18 protein-coding genes are annotated in these 16,540 nt (G+C 74.5%); 5 read left to right on the plus strand and 13 right to left on the minus strand.

Annotated elements, in window-relative coordinates:
* From gvpJ to ACSNN9_RS03485, 12 genes are all read right to left on the minus strand, one after another.
* A complete protein-coding gene (gene gvpJ / locus ACSNN9_RS03430) occupies window positions 1-432 on the minus strand; it encodes a gas vesicle protein GvpJ (RefSeq protein ID WP_436671160.1) in 432 nt (143 codons plus the stop codon).
* Window positions 429-1,670 (minus strand): SRPBCC family protein, encoded by a 1,242-nt coding sequence (locus tag ACSNN9_RS03435; protein WP_436671161.1) that lies wholly within the window; start codon window positions 1,668-1,670, stop codon window positions 429-431. Before ACSNN9_RS03435 ends, gvpJ begins: the two co-directional genes overlap by 4 nt.
* Before the next feature lie 2 nt (window positions 1,671-1,672).
* Complete coding sequence (locus ACSNN9_RS03440) at window positions 1,673-2,257, minus strand: hypothetical protein (RefSeq protein WP_436671162.1); 585 nt, start codon at window positions 2,255-2,257, stop codon at window positions 1,673-1,675.
* Window positions 2,258-2,532: 275 nt separating this feature from the next.
* Window positions 2,533-3,042: a GNAT family N-acetyltransferase gene (locus tag ACSNN9_RS03445; RefSeq protein ID WP_436671163.1), complete on the minus strand. Its 510-nt coding sequence runs from the start codon at window positions 3,040-3,042 to the stop codon at window positions 2,533-2,535.
* A 218-nt stretch (window positions 3,043-3,260) separates the two neighbouring features.
* Window positions 3,261-4,160, minus strand: coding sequence for a hypothetical protein (locus ACSNN9_RS03450; RefSeq protein ID WP_436671164.1), 900 nt, complete (start codon window positions 4,158-4,160; stop codon window positions 3,261-3,263).
* A complete protein-coding gene (locus tag ACSNN9_RS03455) occupies window positions 4,129-4,890 on the minus strand; it encodes a DUF3618 domain-containing protein (RefSeq protein WP_436671165.1) in 762 nt (253 codons plus the stop codon). The genes ACSNN9_RS03450 and ACSNN9_RS03455 overlap by 32 nt, the downstream gene beginning before the upstream one ends.
* A 23-nt stretch (window positions 4,891-4,913) precedes the next feature.
* Window positions 4,914-5,306, minus strand: coding sequence for a phage holin family protein (locus ACSNN9_RS03460; RefSeq protein WP_436671166.1), 393 nt, complete (start codon window positions 5,304-5,306; stop codon window positions 4,914-4,916).
* On the minus strand, window positions 5,303-6,058 hold the full coding sequence (locus ACSNN9_RS03465; RefSeq protein ID WP_436671167.1) for a hypothetical protein: 756 nt from the start codon (window positions 6,056-6,058) through the stop codon (window positions 5,303-5,305). The genes ACSNN9_RS03460 and ACSNN9_RS03465 overlap by 4 nt, the downstream gene beginning before the upstream one ends.
* A gap of 231 nt (window positions 6,059-6,289) precedes the next feature.
* A complete protein-coding gene (locus tag ACSNN9_RS03470) occupies window positions 6,290-6,850 on the minus strand; it encodes a DUF3263 domain-containing protein (RefSeq protein WP_436671168.1) in 561 nt (186 codons plus the stop codon).
* Window positions 6,851-7,051: 201 nt separating this feature from the next.
* Window positions 7,052-8,068, minus strand: a complete 1,017-nt coding sequence (locus ACSNN9_RS03475; protein ID WP_436671169.1) for an ABC transporter permease subunit — start codon at window positions 8,066-8,068, stop codon at window positions 7,052-7,054.
* Window positions 8,065-9,075 (minus strand): ATP-binding cassette domain-containing protein, encoded by a 1,011-nt coding sequence (locus tag ACSNN9_RS03480; protein WP_436671170.1) that lies wholly within the window; start codon window positions 9,073-9,075, stop codon window positions 8,065-8,067. The genes ACSNN9_RS03475 and ACSNN9_RS03480 overlap by 4 nt, the downstream gene beginning before the upstream one ends.
* A gap of 151 nt (window positions 9,076-9,226) precedes the next feature.
* Window positions 9,227-10,012 carry a DeoR/GlpR family DNA-binding transcription regulator gene (locus ACSNN9_RS03485; RefSeq protein ID WP_088998118.1) on the minus strand — a complete coding sequence of 262 codons (786 nt, stop codon included), beginning with the start codon at window positions 10,010-10,012 and terminating at the stop codon, window positions 9,227-9,229.
* 194 nt (window positions 10,013-10,206) lie between these two features.
* Between ACSNN9_RS03485 and ACSNN9_RS03490 the strand changes: the two genes are divergently transcribed.
* Genes ACSNN9_RS03490 through nagA form a run of 3 tightly spaced genes read left to right on the plus strand, consistent with a single transcriptional unit; the run spans window position 10,207 to window position 13,162 of the window.
* Window positions 10,207-11,136, plus strand: a complete 930-nt coding sequence (locus tag ACSNN9_RS03490) for an SIS domain-containing protein (protein WP_436671171.1) — start codon at window positions 10,207-10,209, stop codon at window positions 11,134-11,136.
* On the plus strand, window positions 11,133-12,053 hold the full coding sequence (locus ACSNN9_RS03495; RefSeq protein WP_436671172.1) for an ROK family protein: 921 nt from the start codon (window positions 11,133-11,135) through the stop codon (window positions 12,051-12,053). Before ACSNN9_RS03490 ends, ACSNN9_RS03495 begins: the two co-directional genes overlap by 4 nt.
* The gene (gene nagA, locus ACSNN9_RS03500) at window positions 12,053-13,162 is read left to right on the plus strand and encodes an N-acetylglucosamine-6-phosphate deacetylase (protein ID WP_436671173.1); all 1,110 of its coding nucleotides are present in this window, start codon (window positions 12,053-12,055) and stop codon (window positions 13,160-13,162) included. Before ACSNN9_RS03495 ends, nagA begins: the two co-directional genes overlap by 1 nt.
* A gap of 45 nt (window positions 13,163-13,207) precedes the next feature.
* Here nagA and ACSNN9_RS03505 read toward each other — a convergent pair whose 3' ends face one another.
* Window positions 13,208-14,416 (minus strand): DUF4032 domain-containing protein, encoded by a 1,209-nt coding sequence (locus tag ACSNN9_RS03505; RefSeq protein WP_436671174.1) that lies wholly within the window; start codon window positions 14,414-14,416, stop codon window positions 13,208-13,210.
* A 112-nt stretch (window positions 14,417-14,528) separates the two neighbouring features.
* Between ACSNN9_RS03505 and ACSNN9_RS03510 the strand changes: the two genes are divergently transcribed.
* Window positions 14,529-15,290, plus strand: coding sequence for a phosphatase PAP2 family protein (locus ACSNN9_RS03510; RefSeq protein WP_436671175.1), 762 nt, complete (start codon window positions 14,529-14,531; stop codon window positions 15,288-15,290).
* A gap of 9 nt (window positions 15,291-15,299) precedes the next feature.
* Window positions 15,300-16,538, plus strand: coding sequence for an APC family permease (locus tag ACSNN9_RS03515; RefSeq protein ID WP_436671176.1), 1,239 nt, complete (start codon window positions 15,300-15,302; stop codon window positions 16,536-16,538).
* Window positions 16,539-16,540 lie beyond the last annotated feature (2 nt).

Genomic DNA, 16,540 nt, shown 5'->3' on the forward strand with positions numbered 1-16,540 from the left:
TCAGCGCTCCTCGTCCCGGCGTCGGCGGGGTCGTTCACGGCCCCGGTCCCGGTCGTCCGAGCCGAGCTCGTCGACGGCGTCCTTGACGGCGCCGCCGATCGCGCCGACCGTCTTGCCGATCCCGGACGCCGCCTTGCCGGCGCCGACCGCCCCGGAGGCCCCCTCGACCAGGTCGGGCAGCCCCTTCTGGCCCTTCGGGGTGATGTCGAACCGGTCGACCGCCTCCGCGAAACGCAGGTACGTCTCCACGCTGGCGATGACGACCCGGGCGTTGATCTCCAGCAGTTGGATGCCGACCACGGCGACCGACACCTGGGCGTCGATCACCACGCCCTTGTCCAGCACGGTCTCCACCACGTCGGCCAGGCTCGATCCGGCTCCCCCGCGTTCCAGGGCGCCGCCGGCCTGACCCTCACTCGTCGCGATCGTCACTCGCGCTCCTCCCGTCGACGGCGGACCACGGGACGGCGGGGTGCCTCCGGGGAACGGCGGGGCCGGGGCTCCTCACGGGACCGGGGCTCCTCGCGGGGGCGGGGCTCCTCGCGGGGCTGCGGGCGGCGGGCCCGCTCCGGGGCGCGGCGGCGCGGCGGGGGCTGCTCCTCCTCCGGCTCCTCCTCGTACTCGTACTCGTCCTCGTCGTACTCGTCCTCGTACTCGTCCTCCTCGACCGGGCGGCGGCGCTGGGGCGGTCGGCGGCGGCCACGCTCGGCGGGCCGGCGCTCCTCGCGCGGTTCCTCCTCGGCCTCCTCCTCGGGCTCGGGCTCGCGCCGGCCACGCGGCTCACGCTCCTCCTGCTCCTCGCCCTCCTCCTGCCGCTGCCGTTCCTCCTGCTCCTCGCGCAGGGCGGTCTCGTGGTCGCGGACCACCCGCGAGTCCTCGATCTCGCCGCGCCAGCCCTGCACCGAGTCGGGATCGAGGACGGTCTGGGTCATCACGTGCCGGACGAAGTGCTTCAGCTCCAGCCGGGCGCGGCGGCCCTGGGCCCGCCACAGGTTGCCGGTGTGCTCGAAGAGACCCTGCGGGTGGTACTCCAGCACCACCAGGATCCGGGTCAGGTCGGGCGACAGCTCGTGGAAGCTGACCGTCCCGTCGACGGAGCCCTTCTCGCCCTTCGAGCGCCAGTGGATCAGCTTGTCCGGGATCTGCCGGACGATGGTGGACTCCCAGGTGCGGTGCGACCAGAAGACCTGCGCCTTCCAGGTCAGCTTCTCGTCCGACTCGGTGTCGACGTTCTCGACCTTCTTCATGAAGCTCGGGAAGTCGCCGAACTGCGTCCACTGGTCGTACGCGACCCGGACCGGCACGCCGACCTCGATCGCCTCGACGATGTTGGTGACCTTGAGCTTCTTGCCGCCACCCTTGCCACCCTTGCCGCCCTTGCCGAGCGCCGACATGACCTTCTCCTTACCGCCGGCCAGTCCGGCATGGAACATCGCCTTCACCGGTGAACCGCCCTCGGCGAGCTTCTGCGCGCCGGTGGCGGCGGCGATCAGGCCGGGACCGCCGCCCTGCTTCGCGTAGTCGCTGAGTCGGCCGGTCGCGCCCGTGATCCGCTCGGTCACCACCTGCATCGCGCGTTCGCCGATGGCGCTGGCCAGGTTGCGCGCCTCGCCGGCGAGTTGGCCCCGGACCTTGTTCCCGAGGCCGCCGGGGTTCGTCGTCTCCGGCATGGTCACCGCCCCCGCTGCTCGTTGTCGGCGTCGGCGTCGCGCTCCTGCTGACCGCCGTCGGCGTCACGCCCCTGCCGCTCGGCGTCCGCGTCACGCCCCTGCTGACCGGCGTCCGCGTCACGCCCCTGCTGACCGGCGTTCGCGTCACGCTCCTGCTGACCGGCGTCCGCGTCACGCCCCTGCTGACCGGCGTTCGCGTCACGCTCCTGCTGACCGCCGTCGGCGCCTCGGTCCGGCCGGTCGCCGTCGCCCGATCCGTCCTCGGGCGCGCCGGCCCCGCCCTTACGGCGCAGCGCGTCGGCCGAGCCGCGCAGCTTGCCGCTGATGGCATCGATGCCGCTGCCGGCGGCGGCGGTCGCGGCCGCCTTGGAGGCGGCGGCGAGGGGGCCGCCGAGGCGACCGATGTTGCCCAGGTGGGGGGACGAGTGGAGCAGGTTGCCGCCCGCCTTCAGCAGTCCGCCCGGCTCCCGGCTGGCCCGGCCCGCCGCGACCGCGGCGGCCAGGGTGAGGGCGGTACGCAGCTTGCGCCGGCGGCCGAGCAGGTAGCCGAAGCCGACCGCGAGCCCGATTCGTGCTCCGCTGTTCATCAGTTCTCCTTCGCTCCCCGGAGCGCCGGACACCTGACGGCAATGGTCGAAAGAATGGCCGCCGGGGATCGGCACGCGCCGGACCGCAGATCAGGTGTCCCGTTCAATCGGACCCGACGGGCAGTACCCGTTGACCTATCCGCGAAACACTCCCGTGCTTTTTCCGACGCCATTGACTGGAGCCGGAGCACGCACCTCGTCAAACGCGCAAAGCGGACAGGAGGGCATCGTCGAGCAGGAAGAACGTCAGAAAGGAAAGAATTGCGGAATCGCTGTCACAGGGCCGGCAGCGTCGAATCGAGGCATATCTCGGCGCGCACCTTACCGCCGTCCTCGCGCAATTTGGCGCCGCACTTCTCCAGCACGGAAACGGCGCCGTGATTGTCTGCGGTGGTCTCCGCGACCACGAGCCGCATTCCGGCCGCCGCCGCCTCGTTCAACAGTTCGCGCAGAGCGACCGCGCCGATCCCCTGGCCCCGGGCGGAGCGGCCCAGCCACATCCCGGTCTCGACGGTGCCGGGCTGCTCGCGGCGGCTCATCCGGATCATGCCGACGACCTCGCCGCCGGCCAGGATCGCGTACATGCAGGTGCCCGTCGGGCCGTCCAGCCCCGCGAAGCTCGCCCGGTGGAACTCCCGGAACGCCTCCCGCCGGGCGTGTGACCAACCCGCCGGGGCCTCCACCGGCGGCATCACGTCATCGGGCTCCGCCTCGGCAGCCGCTACGGAGAGCAACGGCTCCAGGTTCCGCTCGTCCACCGGCTCCAGCCGTACCGTTCCCGCCACGTGCCGCAGTCTGCCGGCCCCACCGGCCCAAGTCCACCCCATCGGGCAGCGACTGGCGGTCCGGCCGAAGGTACCGACCGGTCGGCCCGCATCGTGTTCCGCCTCACGCTCCGCTGTCGGCCGCCCGTCCGACCCGCGCGAGGCAGCGGCGAATCCGCCCGGCCCGGGCCGGTCAGGACCCGCGCGAGGCAGCGGCGAACCCGTCCGGCCCGGGCCGGTCAGGGCCCCTCGGCGTCGAACTCGCAGAGCACCACCGAGGCGTCGTCGGCGGGCTTGTGCCGGCGCAACCGGTCCGGGTGGTCGCGCTCCGCGGCGCGTACCCGGTCGAGCAGCGCGCCCGGCCCCTCGGCGGTCGCCACGTCCAGCAGCCCCGCCCAGTCGAGGAGGCCGAACTGCTCCACCAGGGCCGACGCGCCGTCGCTGAGCAGCGCCGCCCGGCGTACCGCGCCCGGCCCGCGCAGCGGCAGCGTCCCGGTCACGGCGTGGAACGCCGCGTCGGGGTCGGCCGCCGCCACCCAGTAGCCGTGGGTCCGGTTCATCCGCTCCCGCTGCATGCCGACCGCCTGCCGGAACCGGGTGAGCCGGTCGGCGGAGCCCGCCGGCACGGCCGCGACCATGGACCGCAGCTCCGCCGTCGCGGCGTCCAGCCGGTCGTCCGTGACCACGCTGACCCGGCCCCCGGCGTCGAGCACCAGCGGGCTGTCGCAGAGCACCAGGTAGTCGAGGTGGTCGCCGCCGTCGCGCAGCAGGCAGACCGTGCTCGACGGGGTGCCCGGGTGGTCGAGGTCGCACTCGTCGCCGTGGTCGGCCCGCACGGCGAGGACCGCCGCCGCCAGGTTGCTCATCAGGGTCGCCGTCGGGCGGACCGCCTCCGCCAGCCCGAGCCGGGCCGCGAGGTGCCGGACGTACCAGGCCGGCCCGTGCACGCAGCCCGTGTCGAAGCCCTCCGGCACGCTCGCGCCGTCCAGCACACCCACCAGCGGCCCGAATTGGAAGACGAGGTCCTCGTTGGCCGGCCGGCCGGGCGGCGGCGCGGACGCGGAGCGTACCCGCATCGTCCGCGCCGCCCCGACCACCCGGGTCGCCTCAGCGGCGACGGAGGTCGTCGGCGGCCTCATGCGCCTGCCCCTGCATCTGGTGGGCGGCCGACCGACCCTGGTCCCGGACGGCGGACGCGCCGCTGACGGCCGTGGAACCGACCGCCCGGGCCGCCTCCTGCGCCGGCTCGCGCAGGTTGTGGCCCACCTCGCGGCCCATCTCGCGGCCCACCTCGCCGGCCTGCTCCCGCAGGTGTCCGGCCTGCGCCCGCAACTGGTCGGAGTGCTCGCTCACCATGTCCTTCGCCTGCCCGGCCCACTGCCGTTCGGGACGGCTGGGCGGAATCAGCGACGAGACCAGCAGCCCCGCGCCGAAGGCGATCAGACCGGCCGCGAGGGGGTTGCCCTGCGCCTGCTGGCGGGACTGCTGCCCGAGCGAGCGGGCCTCCTCCCGCACCGAACCGGCCGCGTGCGACACCTGCTCCCGGGACTGCTCCCCGAACGCCCGCGCCGAGTCGGCCGCGTGCGACATCCGCTCCCGGGACTGCTCCCCGAGTCCCCGCGCCGAGTCGGCCGCGTGTGACATCCGCTGACCTGTCGCGTGCGACATCCGCTGCGCGGCGCCGTGTCCGTCCGACTGCACGCCCATCACCTTCTCCCTGGCCCGGGTGAGCACGCCACGAGCCTGCCCGACGCGCTCACCGGCGATCCGCCGCGGATTGACCTTGTCGGCCAACGCGTCGACGTCGCTGCTCAGTTCGTTCCGGGTGTTCTCGATCTCCGACCGGATCCGGTCCGGATCGTTGGACATGATCTGCTCCCTCCCGGGCTGGTTCACCGGCCGCGCATCGCGTCCGGCATCTCCCGTGCGGTCTGCTTCGTCCGGGGCAGCACCGAGCGGAGCTGCGCCTTCTCCTTCCGCGCCCTGGTGAGCAGGACACCCGTGACGGCGGCCCAGATGACGGCCACGATCAGCGCCGCCCAGCCCTGGTCCATCACGTTGGACAGCCCCCACCACAGCGCGTACGACACGAACAGCACCGTCAGGAAACCGGCCAGCGCGGCCCCGCCGAACATGCCGGCGAGCCTGCCGGCGTGACCCGCCTCCTCACGCACCTCCGCCTTGGCCAGTTCGACCTCCTTGCGGACCAGCGTGGAGAAGTCCCGGGTCACGTCGCCCAGCAGCTCGCCGACCGACTGCGTCCGTTCCTTCTCGGGGGCGCTCACGGCGCCACCCCGCCCGGGATGTCCGGACCCTGCCGACCGGGCGGCGAGGCGTTGCGCACCCGCGCCGTCCCGGTGTACGCCTCCTCGGGCGCGTACGGCGCCTCGACCGTCCGCTCGTACGGCTGCGGCCCGGCCGTGGTGGACGCGGCCGCCGGCCCGGTGGGCGCGGTGCCCGGCCCGGTGGGCGCGGCGGTCGGCGGCATCGACGGCTGGCCCGCGCCCCGCGCCCCGTCGCCCGAGGCGCTGAGGTTCCGGGTGAGCCGCCCGACCAGCATGCCGGCCAGGGCCGCGCTGGCCAGGAAGGTGCCGGGGTGCCGGCGTGCGTACGACCGCACCTCGTCGAACACCGCCCCGGGTTCGCGCTCGTCGAGCCAGCCGGCCGCCTGCTGTGCCGCGTCCGCCATCCGGCGGACCGCCTGGCCGGCCATCCCGGAGTCCTCGCTCCGCTCCGCCATCGAGCCGAGTTCGCGCCCGATGCCGCGCAGCCCGTCGGCGGCCCGGTGCTTCTGCGCCCGGGCCTGCTCGCGCAACTGCGTGCCGGCCTCGCCGGTCAGGTTGCGCGCCTGCCGCCGGGCCTCCGACGCCACCTGTCCGCCCTGTTCGGCGGCCGCGTGCGCGATCTGTCCGCCGGCCTGGGTCGCCTGGTGCCCGACCCGGGACGCCTCGTGCCCGACCCGGGACGCCTCGTGCCGGGCCTGCTGTGCGGTGCCGGTCGCACCGTCCGGTGGCCGGCTCGGGTTGATCTGCGTCATCGCCCGCTCCCTCCGTCGGCCCCGGGCCGCAGGTCACGGCCCGGAACGTGAACCGGCCGCGAGACGCGGCCCGGAACGACACCCGCGTACCCGCGCGGCTCGCCGACATTCCGTCGCGGCGTCGGGGGCAGGGGCGGTGGCCACCTGGGCGCGACGCCACGCCGACGAGACGGGACCGGTCGGTCGGAACGGGGTCGGCGGGCCGGGACCGGTCGTGGGGTGCGACAGCGCTCAGCGGCGGCGGTTGCGGGCCCGGGAGGACCGCAACCGGCGTAGCCGCCCGACCAGCACCGGCTCGGCGGCGAGGGCGGCCGCGTTGTCGAGCAGCGCGTTCAGCAACTGGTAGTAGCGGGTGGCCGAGAGGCCGAAGGTGTCCCGGATGGCCTGTTCCTTGGCGCCGGCGTGCCGCCACCACTGCTGCTCGAAGGCGAGGATGCCGCGCTCCCGCTCGGTCAGGCCACCGTCCGGCCGGGCGTCGGCCGGGGCGTCCGTGTCGCCGGGCGGCACCACGGCGGCGTCCGTGTCGCCAGGCGGCGCCACGGCGGCGTCCGGCTCCGCCGAGCGGGGCAGCGCCACGGCGGCGTCCGGCTCCGCCGAGCGGGGCAGCGCCACGGCGGCGTCCGGCTCCGCCGAGCGGGGCTGCGGCACGGCCGGCGCCCCGGCGACCGGCCCGGTGCGCGGCTGGGGGACGACGCCGCCGGTGTCGCGCGCCTCGCCGGTCGCGCCCGTGCCGCCGGCCCGACCCGTCACGGGCGGCTCGGTGGCGGCCGGGGCGGCGTCGGCGGGCTGCATGGGGCTCCTCGTGGGGCTGGCGGGCGGCACACCACGACGCCGACCGGTGGGGGACCCCAGCCTAACCAGGGCCGACCCGGTTCGCATCGGACGACGGCGCCGGAACGTGACCGCTCCGGTCCACGCCGTGTCCGCGGTCGCGCCGGCCGATCGGCGGTGCGACCGGGGGCCGGGGAGAGCCGCCGGTCGCACCGCCCGGGGTCAGGAGATGTCCCGCCGGCGCATCGCCCAGAGGGCCGCGCCGAGGATCACCACGAACCCGACCGCCATCAGCACCGAGGACTGCTGCCAGGTGATGTCCATCGTGTCCGGTTTGCACTCGCCGAAGTAGGTGGCCTGGCAGGTGTCCCAGTCCTCCAGGGTCACCTTCTTCTGCATCCACGCCGTGGCGTAGGTGGGCAGCAGCCACGCCTCGGCGAAGCGCACGCCGGCCATCGCCAGCAGGATGCCGAGGCCGAACTGGCCGACGACCATCAGGGCGATCACCCCGCCCAGGGCCATCGCGGTGTGCCGCCCCAGCGAGGCGAGCGCGAAGCCGATGGTCGCGGTGACCAGGGCGAGCACCAGCCCGCGCAGCCCGGTCAGGGCGAAGGACTGCCACACCCCGGAGGTCATCTTCGCCGTGCTGCCGCGGAAGACGGCGACCAGCCAGAAGCTGCCGAACCAGAGCAGCGTCGTGGGCACCGCCAAGGCGACCAGCCCGGTGAGCAGCGCCGCCAGCTTCGTCAGCAGTACGGTCAGCCGCTTGGGCCGCCACAGCAGCAGGTTCATCATGCCGCCGGTGTTCCACTCGGCCCCCACGAAGGAGGCGCCGACGACGAACCCGACCAGCGCCAGGATCGCCGCGAGCGGCAGCAGCGTGAAACCGAAGTTCTCCCGGAAGTCGAAGGTGGAGGGCAGGAACCACTCCGCCTGGATCGCATCCCGAGGCGGCGGCTGGATGGACGCGCAGTCCTCCGGGAAGCCGTCGGTCTGGCCCGTTCCGGCGGCCTTCGCCTTGTCGCACTCCGCGCGGTACCGCTCGTTGTGGCGGACGTCCTGCTGCCACTGCTGCTCGGCGGCGCGCTCGGCCTTCGCCAGCGCGGCGGCGTCGATCTTCTCGTTGGTGACGAAGACCCCGATCACCACCAACGCGAGCACCAGCAGGCCCAGCAGGCTCATCCAGCGGGTGAAGCGCCGCTTGGCGAGCCGGCGCAGCTCCGTACGGTAGAGGCTCACGCGCCCCACCCTCCTCCGGCGGCGCCGGGCTGCCCCGCGCCACCGACCTTCGTGGACTGGTCGACCTGCCGGTGCTGGCCGGGTACCGGCGCGGTGGCGGTCAGTTCGAGGAAGACGCTCTCCAGGTCGACGGCGACCGGGGCGAGTTCGCTGACGTAGAGGCCCTGCTCGGCGAGGAGCCGGGTCACGGTGGCCGGCTTGTCGACGCCGGCGAGCATCAGGTGGTCGGCCTGACCCGTCACCCGGATCCCGGCGCGGCTGAGCGCATCGGCGGCGACCGGCAGGTCGGTGACCGCCTCCAGTCGCACCCGGACCGCCCCCGAGGAGTGCTGGGCGAGCACCTGCTCGACCGCCCCGAAGGCCACCCGCCGGCCCAGCGAGATGATGGTGACCGAGTCGCAGATCAGCTGGATCTCGCCGAGGATGTGGCTGGAGAGCACCACGGTCATCCCCGACTCGGCGAGGCTGCGCGTCAGGGTGCGCATCTCCCGGATGCCGCCCGGGTCGAGGCCGTTGGCCGGCTCGTCGAGGATCAGCAGCTTCGGGTTCTTCAGCAGGGCCGAGGCGACGGCGAGGCGCTGCTTCATGCCGAGCGAGTAGGTCTTGACCCGCTCGCCGGCACGGTCGCGCAGTCCGACCAGCTCCAGCACCTCGTCGACCCGGTGTTGCGGCACGTCGCCCGCGCCGGCGAGCAGGGACAGGGTGTCCCGCGCGGTGAAGTGCGGGAAGAACTGCGGGCTCTCCACGATCGCGCCGACCTGTCCGGCGACGGCGGGCAACGCGGCGGGTACCTCGTGCCCGAGGACCTCCATCCGGCCGCCGTCAGGCCGGATCAGCCCGAGCAGCGTACGCAGCGTGGTGGTCTTGCCCGACCCGTTGGGGCCGAGGAAGCCGTGCACCTGCCCCTCTTCGACCCGCATGTCGAAACCGTCGAGCGCGTTGCGGGTGCCGCGCCGACGGCTCTTGTACGTCTTGCGGAGACCTTCGATCTCCAGGACAGCTGGCAAGCTGCACCTCCCCCGATGGGCGTATGACACGCGACACCATACGCGGTATGCAGCCGCCCGCAATACCCGGTATGCATCCGACGCGCCGATCGGATGAAGGAAAGGCCCCGTCCCGCGCGCCAGGCGTCAGGACGGGGCCCCTCCCCTCACCTCAGGCGCAGACGACGGTGACCCCGGCGGCGCGGAACGCCTCCACCACCTCCGGGTTGGCCCCGGAGTCGGTGACCAGCGTCTCCACCCGGTCCACCGGGCAGATCCGGGCGAAGGCGTGACCGCCCAGCTTGGACGAGTCGGCGATGATCACGACCCGCTTGGCCCGGGCCACCATCAGGTTGTTCATCGCGGCCTCGCCCTCGTGGTGGGCGGCGGCGCCGAGCTGCGGGTCGATCGCGTCCACGCCGAGCAGGGCGACGTCCAGGGTGACCTCGCGCAGCAGCGCCCCGCCCAGCGGGCCGACCAGCTCGAACGACTTCGGACGGACCACGCCGCCGGCCACCACGACCTTCATCCGGGAACGGACCAGCAGCTCGTTGGCGATGTTCAGCGCGTTGGTGACCACGGTGAGCTGGGCGCCCTCGGCGCTGGTGTTCAGGTCGGGCCGGACGGCGAGGGCCCGGGCCACCTCCGTGCTGGTCGTGCCGCCGTTGAGGCCCACCACGGTGCCCGGCGAGACCAGCGCCGCGGCGGCGGCGCCGATCCGCTGCTTCTCCGCCGAGTGCTTGGCGGTCTTGTAGCGCAGCGGCAGGTCGTACGAGACGCCGTTGGCGACCGCGCCGCCCCGGGTCCGGGTGATCATCTGCTGCTGGGCGAGCTGGTCGAAGTCGCGCCGGATGGTGGCCTGGGAGACGTCCAGCCGCTCGGCGGCCTCCTCGACGCTGACCCGGCCGTTGTCGGTCAGCATTTCGAGCAGGGCGTTCCATCTGGCGTACCGGTCCACCCAAGCCCTCCAGTTACTGCGCGGTCGGTGATTGATTGCGTGCACAGTAGTGCGCGAAACTACACGGGCGCAAAACCCTGGCTTGCGCGATGCCGGGGTCGGTTGCCACAGCCAGCCGCTTTCGCGCAGAATAACGCGCGAAAGGCGGCCCTAACGAGCCGTATTGCGCACCGCTCCCCTGCGTAGGAGTTCTCATGTCGTACGTCGACGCCGAGATCGCGAGCCAGCCCGACTGCTGGCGGGAGGCGGCGCGACTCGCCGCCACCGTGGCCGACCACCTGCCCCGTCCCGGCGAGCGGGTCGCCGTCGTGGGTTGCGGCACGTCGTGGTTCATGGCGATGGCGTACGCGGCCCGCCGCGAGCACCTCGGGCAGGGCGAGACCGACGCCTTCCAGGCCTCCGAGTTCCCCGCCGGCCGGCGCTACGACCGGCTCGTCGCGATCACCCGTTCCGGCACGACCACCGAGGTCACCGAGCTGGTCGCCGCCCTGCGCGGGCGGGTGCCGACCACCGTCCTGGTCGGCGACCCGGACTCCCCCGCCGTGGCGCTGGCCGACGCGGCGGTGACCATGCCCTTCGCCGACGAGCGCTCGGTGGTGCAGACCCGCTTCGCGACCACCGCGCTGGCCCTGCTCCGCGCCCACCTCGGCGACAACATCGACGCGCTGGCCGCCGACGCGGAGGTGGCCGTGCGCGCCCCGCTGCCGATCGACCCGACCCGGATCGAGCAGGCCACCTTCCTCGGTCGCGGCTGGACGGTCGGGCTGGCCCAGGAGGCGGCCCTGAAGTGCCGCGAGGCGGCCACCTTCTGGGCCGAGGCGTACCCGGCGATGGACTACCGGCACGGCCCGATCTCGATCGCCGCGCCCGGCCGGCTGGTCTGGGCGTTCGGCGAGGTGCCCGACGGGCTGCCGGAGGACGTGGCGGCGACGGGGGCGGCGTTCGTGCACAGCCGCACCCACGGCTGCCGCACGGTGCTGGGCAGCTGGGCAGCCGGCCGTACGCCGGTCGACCCGATGGCCGACCTGATCCTGGCGCAGCGGTTCGCCGTGGCGCTCGCCACCAGCCGGGGCCTCGACCCCGACGCGCCCCGGCACCTGACCCGTTCCGTGGTACTCGCGTGAGGTCGGCCGACGTCGTCGTCGCACTGGACGTCGGCGGTACCGGGATGAAGTGCGCCCTCGTCCGGGCGGACGGGGCCGTGCTGCACGCCGAGCGGCACCCGACCGACGCCGGGCGCGGCCCGGACGCCGTGGTGGACACCGTCCTGGGCATCGCCGAAGGGCTGGCCGGCAAGGCCCGCGCCGACGGGCTCGACCCGGTCGCGGTCGGCATCGCGGTGCCCGGGGTCGTCGACGAGGCGCGCGGGACCGCCGTCTGGTCGGCGAACGTGGGCTTCCGGGACGTACCGCTGCGGGACCTCGCCCACCAACGGCTCGGACTGCCCACGGCGCTCGGCCACGACGTGCGCGCCGGCGGCCTGGCCGAGGCCCGACTCGGCGCGGGCCGCGACGCCGGGCACGTCCTCTTCGTCGCGATCGGCACCGGGATCGCCGCCGCCCACGTGGTCGACGGCAGGGCCGCGACCGGGGCGCACGGCGCCGCAGGCGAGATCGGCCACATCCAGGTACGCCCCGGCGGACCGCCCTGCGGCTGCGGCCGTCCCGGCTGCCTGGAGGCGGTGTCCTCCGCCGCCGCGATCGGGCGGCGCTACTCGGCGCTGGCGGGTGTGCCGGCGACCGCCGCCGAGGTCGCGGACCGGGCCGCGGCCGGCGAGCCGCTGGCAACGGACGTCTGGCGGGAGGCCGTCGAGGCGCTCGCCGACGGCCTCGCCACCGGCCAGGCCCTCTACGACGTGGAGACCGTCGTGCTCGGCGGCGGTCTGGCGCGGGCCGGCGCGCGGCTGCTCGACCCGCTCCGGGCCGCGCTGCACGAGCGGATGACGTTCCACCGGGAGCCGCGCCTGGTCGCGGCGGCCCTCGGCGACGAGGCCGGCTGCCTCGGCGCCGCCCTGCTCGCCCTCGACAGTCTGGAGAAGTGATGGCCCACCGGGTGAACGGCAAGGTGGTGACCCCGACCGGCGTGATCCGGCAGGGCTGCGTGGAGCTGGACGAGGGTCGGATCAGGGCGGTGGCCGAGTACCCGTCCGTCCGCGACGGGCACTGGATCGTGCCCGGCTTCGTCGACATGCACACGCACGGCGGCGGCGGACACACCTTCACCACGGGCGACGCCGGGCAGGCCCGGCAGGCCGCCGACTTCCACCTGCGGCACGGCACCACCACCCTGCTGGCCAGCCTCGTCAGCTCGCCGTTCGCGCTCATGCGCGCGGCCACCGGGGCGTTCGCCCCGCTGGTCGCCGAGGGGGTGCTGGCCGGGATCCACTTCGAGGGGCCGTACCTCTCCTCCGCCCGCTGCGGCGCGCAGAACCCCGAGTACCTCCGCGCCCCGTCCACGGACGAGTTGGCCGAGCTGATCGAGCTGGGCGGCGGGGCGGTCCGGATGGTCACCCTCGCCCCTGAGCGGGACGGCGCGCTGGAGGCGATCAAGCTGCTCACCGCGCACCGGGTGGTCGCGGCGGTCGGCCACACCGACGCCACATTCGACGAGACCCGCGCCGCCGTCGCGGCGGGCGCGAGCGTCGGCACCCACCTGTTCAACGGGATGCGGCCGGTGCACCACCGCGAGCCCGGCCCGGTGGTGGCCCTGCTGGACGCGCCGAACGTGGTCTGCGAGCTGGTCGCCGACGGCGTGCACCTGCACGACGGGATGCTGGCCTTCGCCACGTCGACGGCGGGCCCCGAGCGGGCCGCCCTGATCACCGACGCGATGGCCGCCGCCGGCATGCCCGACGGCGAGTACGACCTGGGCGGCCAGGCGGTCACGGTGGCGGACGGCGTCGCCCGGCTGGCCCGCGACGGCGCGATCGCGGGCAGCACCCTGACCATGGACGCCGCGCTGCGGCACGCGGTGGCCGCCGGGATCCCGATCGCGGACGCCGTCCGGATGGCGTCCACCACGCCGGCCCGCGCGATCGGCCTCGGCGACCAGCTGGGCGCAATCCAGGTCGGGCTCCGGGCCGACCTGGTGGTGCTCGACGACGACCTCAACGTGGTCCGGGTGATGCGCGGCGGCTCCTGGGTGGAGTGACCGCCGAGGATGAGCGCCGGCCCGTGCTCCGGCCCGGGAGGGGCGTCAGGCGGTGGGGACCTCGACGCCGAGCACCGCCTGCTCGTCCGGGCGGTGCACCAGCACGTCGGAGAGGAACGACTGCACGGCCGGGGCCATCCCGACGTCCCGGCCGGCCCGCTCGGAGAGCAGCCACTTGTGCTCGATGATCTGCGCGAAGAGTTCCTGCGGCTCCAGCTTGCGGCGCAGGTGCGCGGGCACGGCCCGGACCACCGGCTCGAAGACCTCGGTCAGCCAGCGGTGCGCGGCCTGCTGCTCGTCGGTCAGGTAGCTCTCGGCCCGGTAGGCGTCGAGGTCGTTCAGCAACCGGCGGGCCTGGTTCTCCTCGGCGTCCAGGCCGGTCAGGCGGAGCAGCCGCCGGGTGTGGTAGCCGGCGTCGACCACCTTCGGCCGGATCAGGTACCGCCCGTTGTCCATCGTGGACATGGCCACCTCGGCGACGTCGAAGCCCAGCTCGTTGAGGCGGCGGATCCGCCCCTCGATGTCGTGCCGGGCCTCCCGCTCGACCTGCTGCTCGTAGGTGATCTCGTGCCACAGCCGCTCGTAGCGCTGGACGACCTCCTCGCAGACCACCTCCGGGTCGATCGACTCGTGCAGCAGCCCGGCGGCCTGCAGGTCGAGCGCCTCGCCGAAGATGTTGACCCGGGCGATCTCCAGGTCCTCGCCGCGCTGGCCGTTGGAGAGGGCGTGGTGCAGCGCCCCGGTCTCGGCGTCCACCAGGTAGGCGGCGAACGCCCCGGCGTCCCGCCGGAACAGCGTGTTCGACAGCGAGCAGTCGCCCCAGAAGAAGCCCGTGAGGTGCATCCGGACGATCAGGGCGGCCAGCGCGTCGAGCAGCCGGCCCATCGTCTCCGGTCGCAGGGTGTGCGAGAAGAGCGCCCGGTAGGGCAGCGAGAACTGCAGGTGCCGGGTGATCAGCACCGACTCGAGGGGTTCCCCGTCGTCGGTCTGCCGGTCGGCGACGATCGCCACCGCCTCGACCGACGGGAAGTCGATCCGCTCCAGGGCGCGGAGCAGGTCGTACTCCCGCTCCGCGATCCGCTCGCGGGTCTCCTTGAACGCGTAGACGTACTCACCCAGCCGGACGAAGCGGACGATGTGCCGGGAGATGCCCTGGGGCAACGCCACCAGGTGTTGCGCAGGCCACTCCTCCAGCGGGGTCGACCAGGGGAGGTCGAGCAGCGCCGGGTCCACGAGGGCCGAGGTGATCCGCACGGGGACAAGTCTGACGGGTCCACCCCGCCGAGCGCCTCCCTTCGTGGCTCGGCACACAGGGCGCCCCGGCCCGTCCCGGTCCGGCACCGACCGGGACCGGTAGCGTGACGGGGTGCGGGAGACCACTGCGGTACGGGGAAAGGCGCAGCTCCGGCCGGTCCGGCCGGCCGGCTGGTGGTTCGACGCGGTGCTGCTCGCCGGTTTCGCGGCGCTGACCTTGGCGCTCGCCGAGGGGCAGCTCCACGATCTCGACCTGGCGGTCAGCGAGTGGGCGTTCGCGCACGACCCGGCGCCGCTGTACTGGACCGCCCGGGTGTTCAACCTGCTCGGGCAGGGCGGTTGGCTGCTGATGCCGGTCTCCGGGGCGCTCGCGCTCGCGGTGGCCTGGCGCCGGCACTCCGTCCGGCCGCTGTTGCTGGTGGCGGGCGCGTTCGTGCTGACCTACCTGACCATCGGGCCGCTCAAGCTGTGGACCGACCGGGCCGCGCCGAGCGCGACGGTCAAGGAGCCGTTCCTGCCGCCCGGTGAGGCGGTGGAGATCTTCAACCGGCTGCCGGCGGGGGCCTACTCGATGTCCTACCCGTCGGGGCACGTCGCCAACGCGATCGTCTGGTACGGGGTGATCGCCGTGCTGCTGGCCGCGCTGACCGCCGGGCGGCTGTCCCCGGTCGCGTACCGGCTGGTCCGCTTCGCGCCACCGGCGATCCTGCTGGTCACGACCACCTACCTGAACTTCCACTGGCTCACCGACGGGCTGGCCGCCCTGATGCTCGGCCTCGTCCTCGACCGGCTGCTGCACCGGGTGCCCTGGGACGGACTGCCGTTGCCGGGCGCGCTGCGGGGCTGGAACCATCCGTTCATCTCCGCCCCCTAGGGTCTCGCCGTGGATCAACTGGCGCGCCGCCTGGGCGTAGCGGACGCGGTGGTCATCGGCCTGGGGTCGATGCTCGGCGCGGGCATCTTCGTGGTCTTCGCGCCCGCCGCGGCGGCGGCCGGCGGGGCCGGGCTGCTGGCGGCGCTCGTGCTGGCCGGCGCCATCGCCTTCTGCAACGCGACCAGCTCGGCCCGGCTCGCGGCCCGCTACCCCGAGTCCGGCGGCACCTACGTGTACGGGCGGGAGCGGCTCGGCCCGTTCGCCGGGTTCCTGGCCGGCTGGGGTTTCGTGGTCGGCAAGACGGCGAGCTGCGCGGCGATGGCGCTGACCATCGGGGCGTACCTCTGGCCGGGTCAGGCCCGGCTCGTCGCCGTCGGCGCGGTGCTGGCGGTGACCGCCGTGAACCTGCGCGGCATCGGCAAGACCGCGACCGCGACGAAGGTGCTGGTCGGCGTGGTGCTGACGGTGCTGGCCCTGGTCGCGGTGGCCGGCGCGGTCGGCGGCGACGTCTCGCTCGACCGGCTCGGCGACCCCGACGGCGGCGGGCGGGGCGTGCTCACCGCCGCCGGGCTGCTCTTCTTCGCCTTCGCCGGGTACGCCCGGATCGCCACCCTCGGCGAGGAGGTACGCGACCCGGAGCGGACCATCCCCCGGGCGGTCCCGCTGGCCCTCGGCGTGGTGCTGGCGGTCTACCTGGTGCTCGCCGTGGTGGCGGTCGGCGTGCTCGGGGCCGGCCGGCTGGCCGCATCCGCCGCGCCCCTGGCCGACGTGGTGACGGCCGCCGGGCTGCCCGGGCTGGCGTGGCTGGTGCGGGCCGGGGCGACCGTGGCGGTGACCGGAGTCCTGCTCTCCCTGCTCGCCGGGGTGGGCCGGACCGCGCTGGCGATGGCCCGCCGCCGCGACCTGCCGGGGGCGCTCGCCACGGTCCACCCGGTGCACCGGGTGCCGCACCGGGCGGAACTGGCCGTTGCCGCCGTGGTGGTGCTGATCGTGCTGCTGGGTGACGTCCGCGACGCGATCGGCTTCTCCAGCTGCACGGTGCTGGTCTACTACGCGATCACCAACGCCGCCGCCCTGACGCTGGGCCGCGACCCGGGCCGGCGGCTGCCGGTGCGGGCGCTGGCCGTGCTGGGGCTGACCGGCTGCCTGCTGCTCGCGGTCAACCTGCCGCTGTCCAGCGTGCTCGCCGGCGCCGCCGTGCTCGCCGTCGGCGCCCTCTGGTACGCCCTGCGCCCCGGCCGGGCCTGACG

It is taken from the genome of Micromonospora sp. URMC 107, from assembly GCF_051386315.1.
In the GTDB taxonomy this organism is placed as follows: Bacteria; Actinomycetota; Actinomycetes; order Mycobacteriales; family Micromonosporaceae; genus Micromonospora.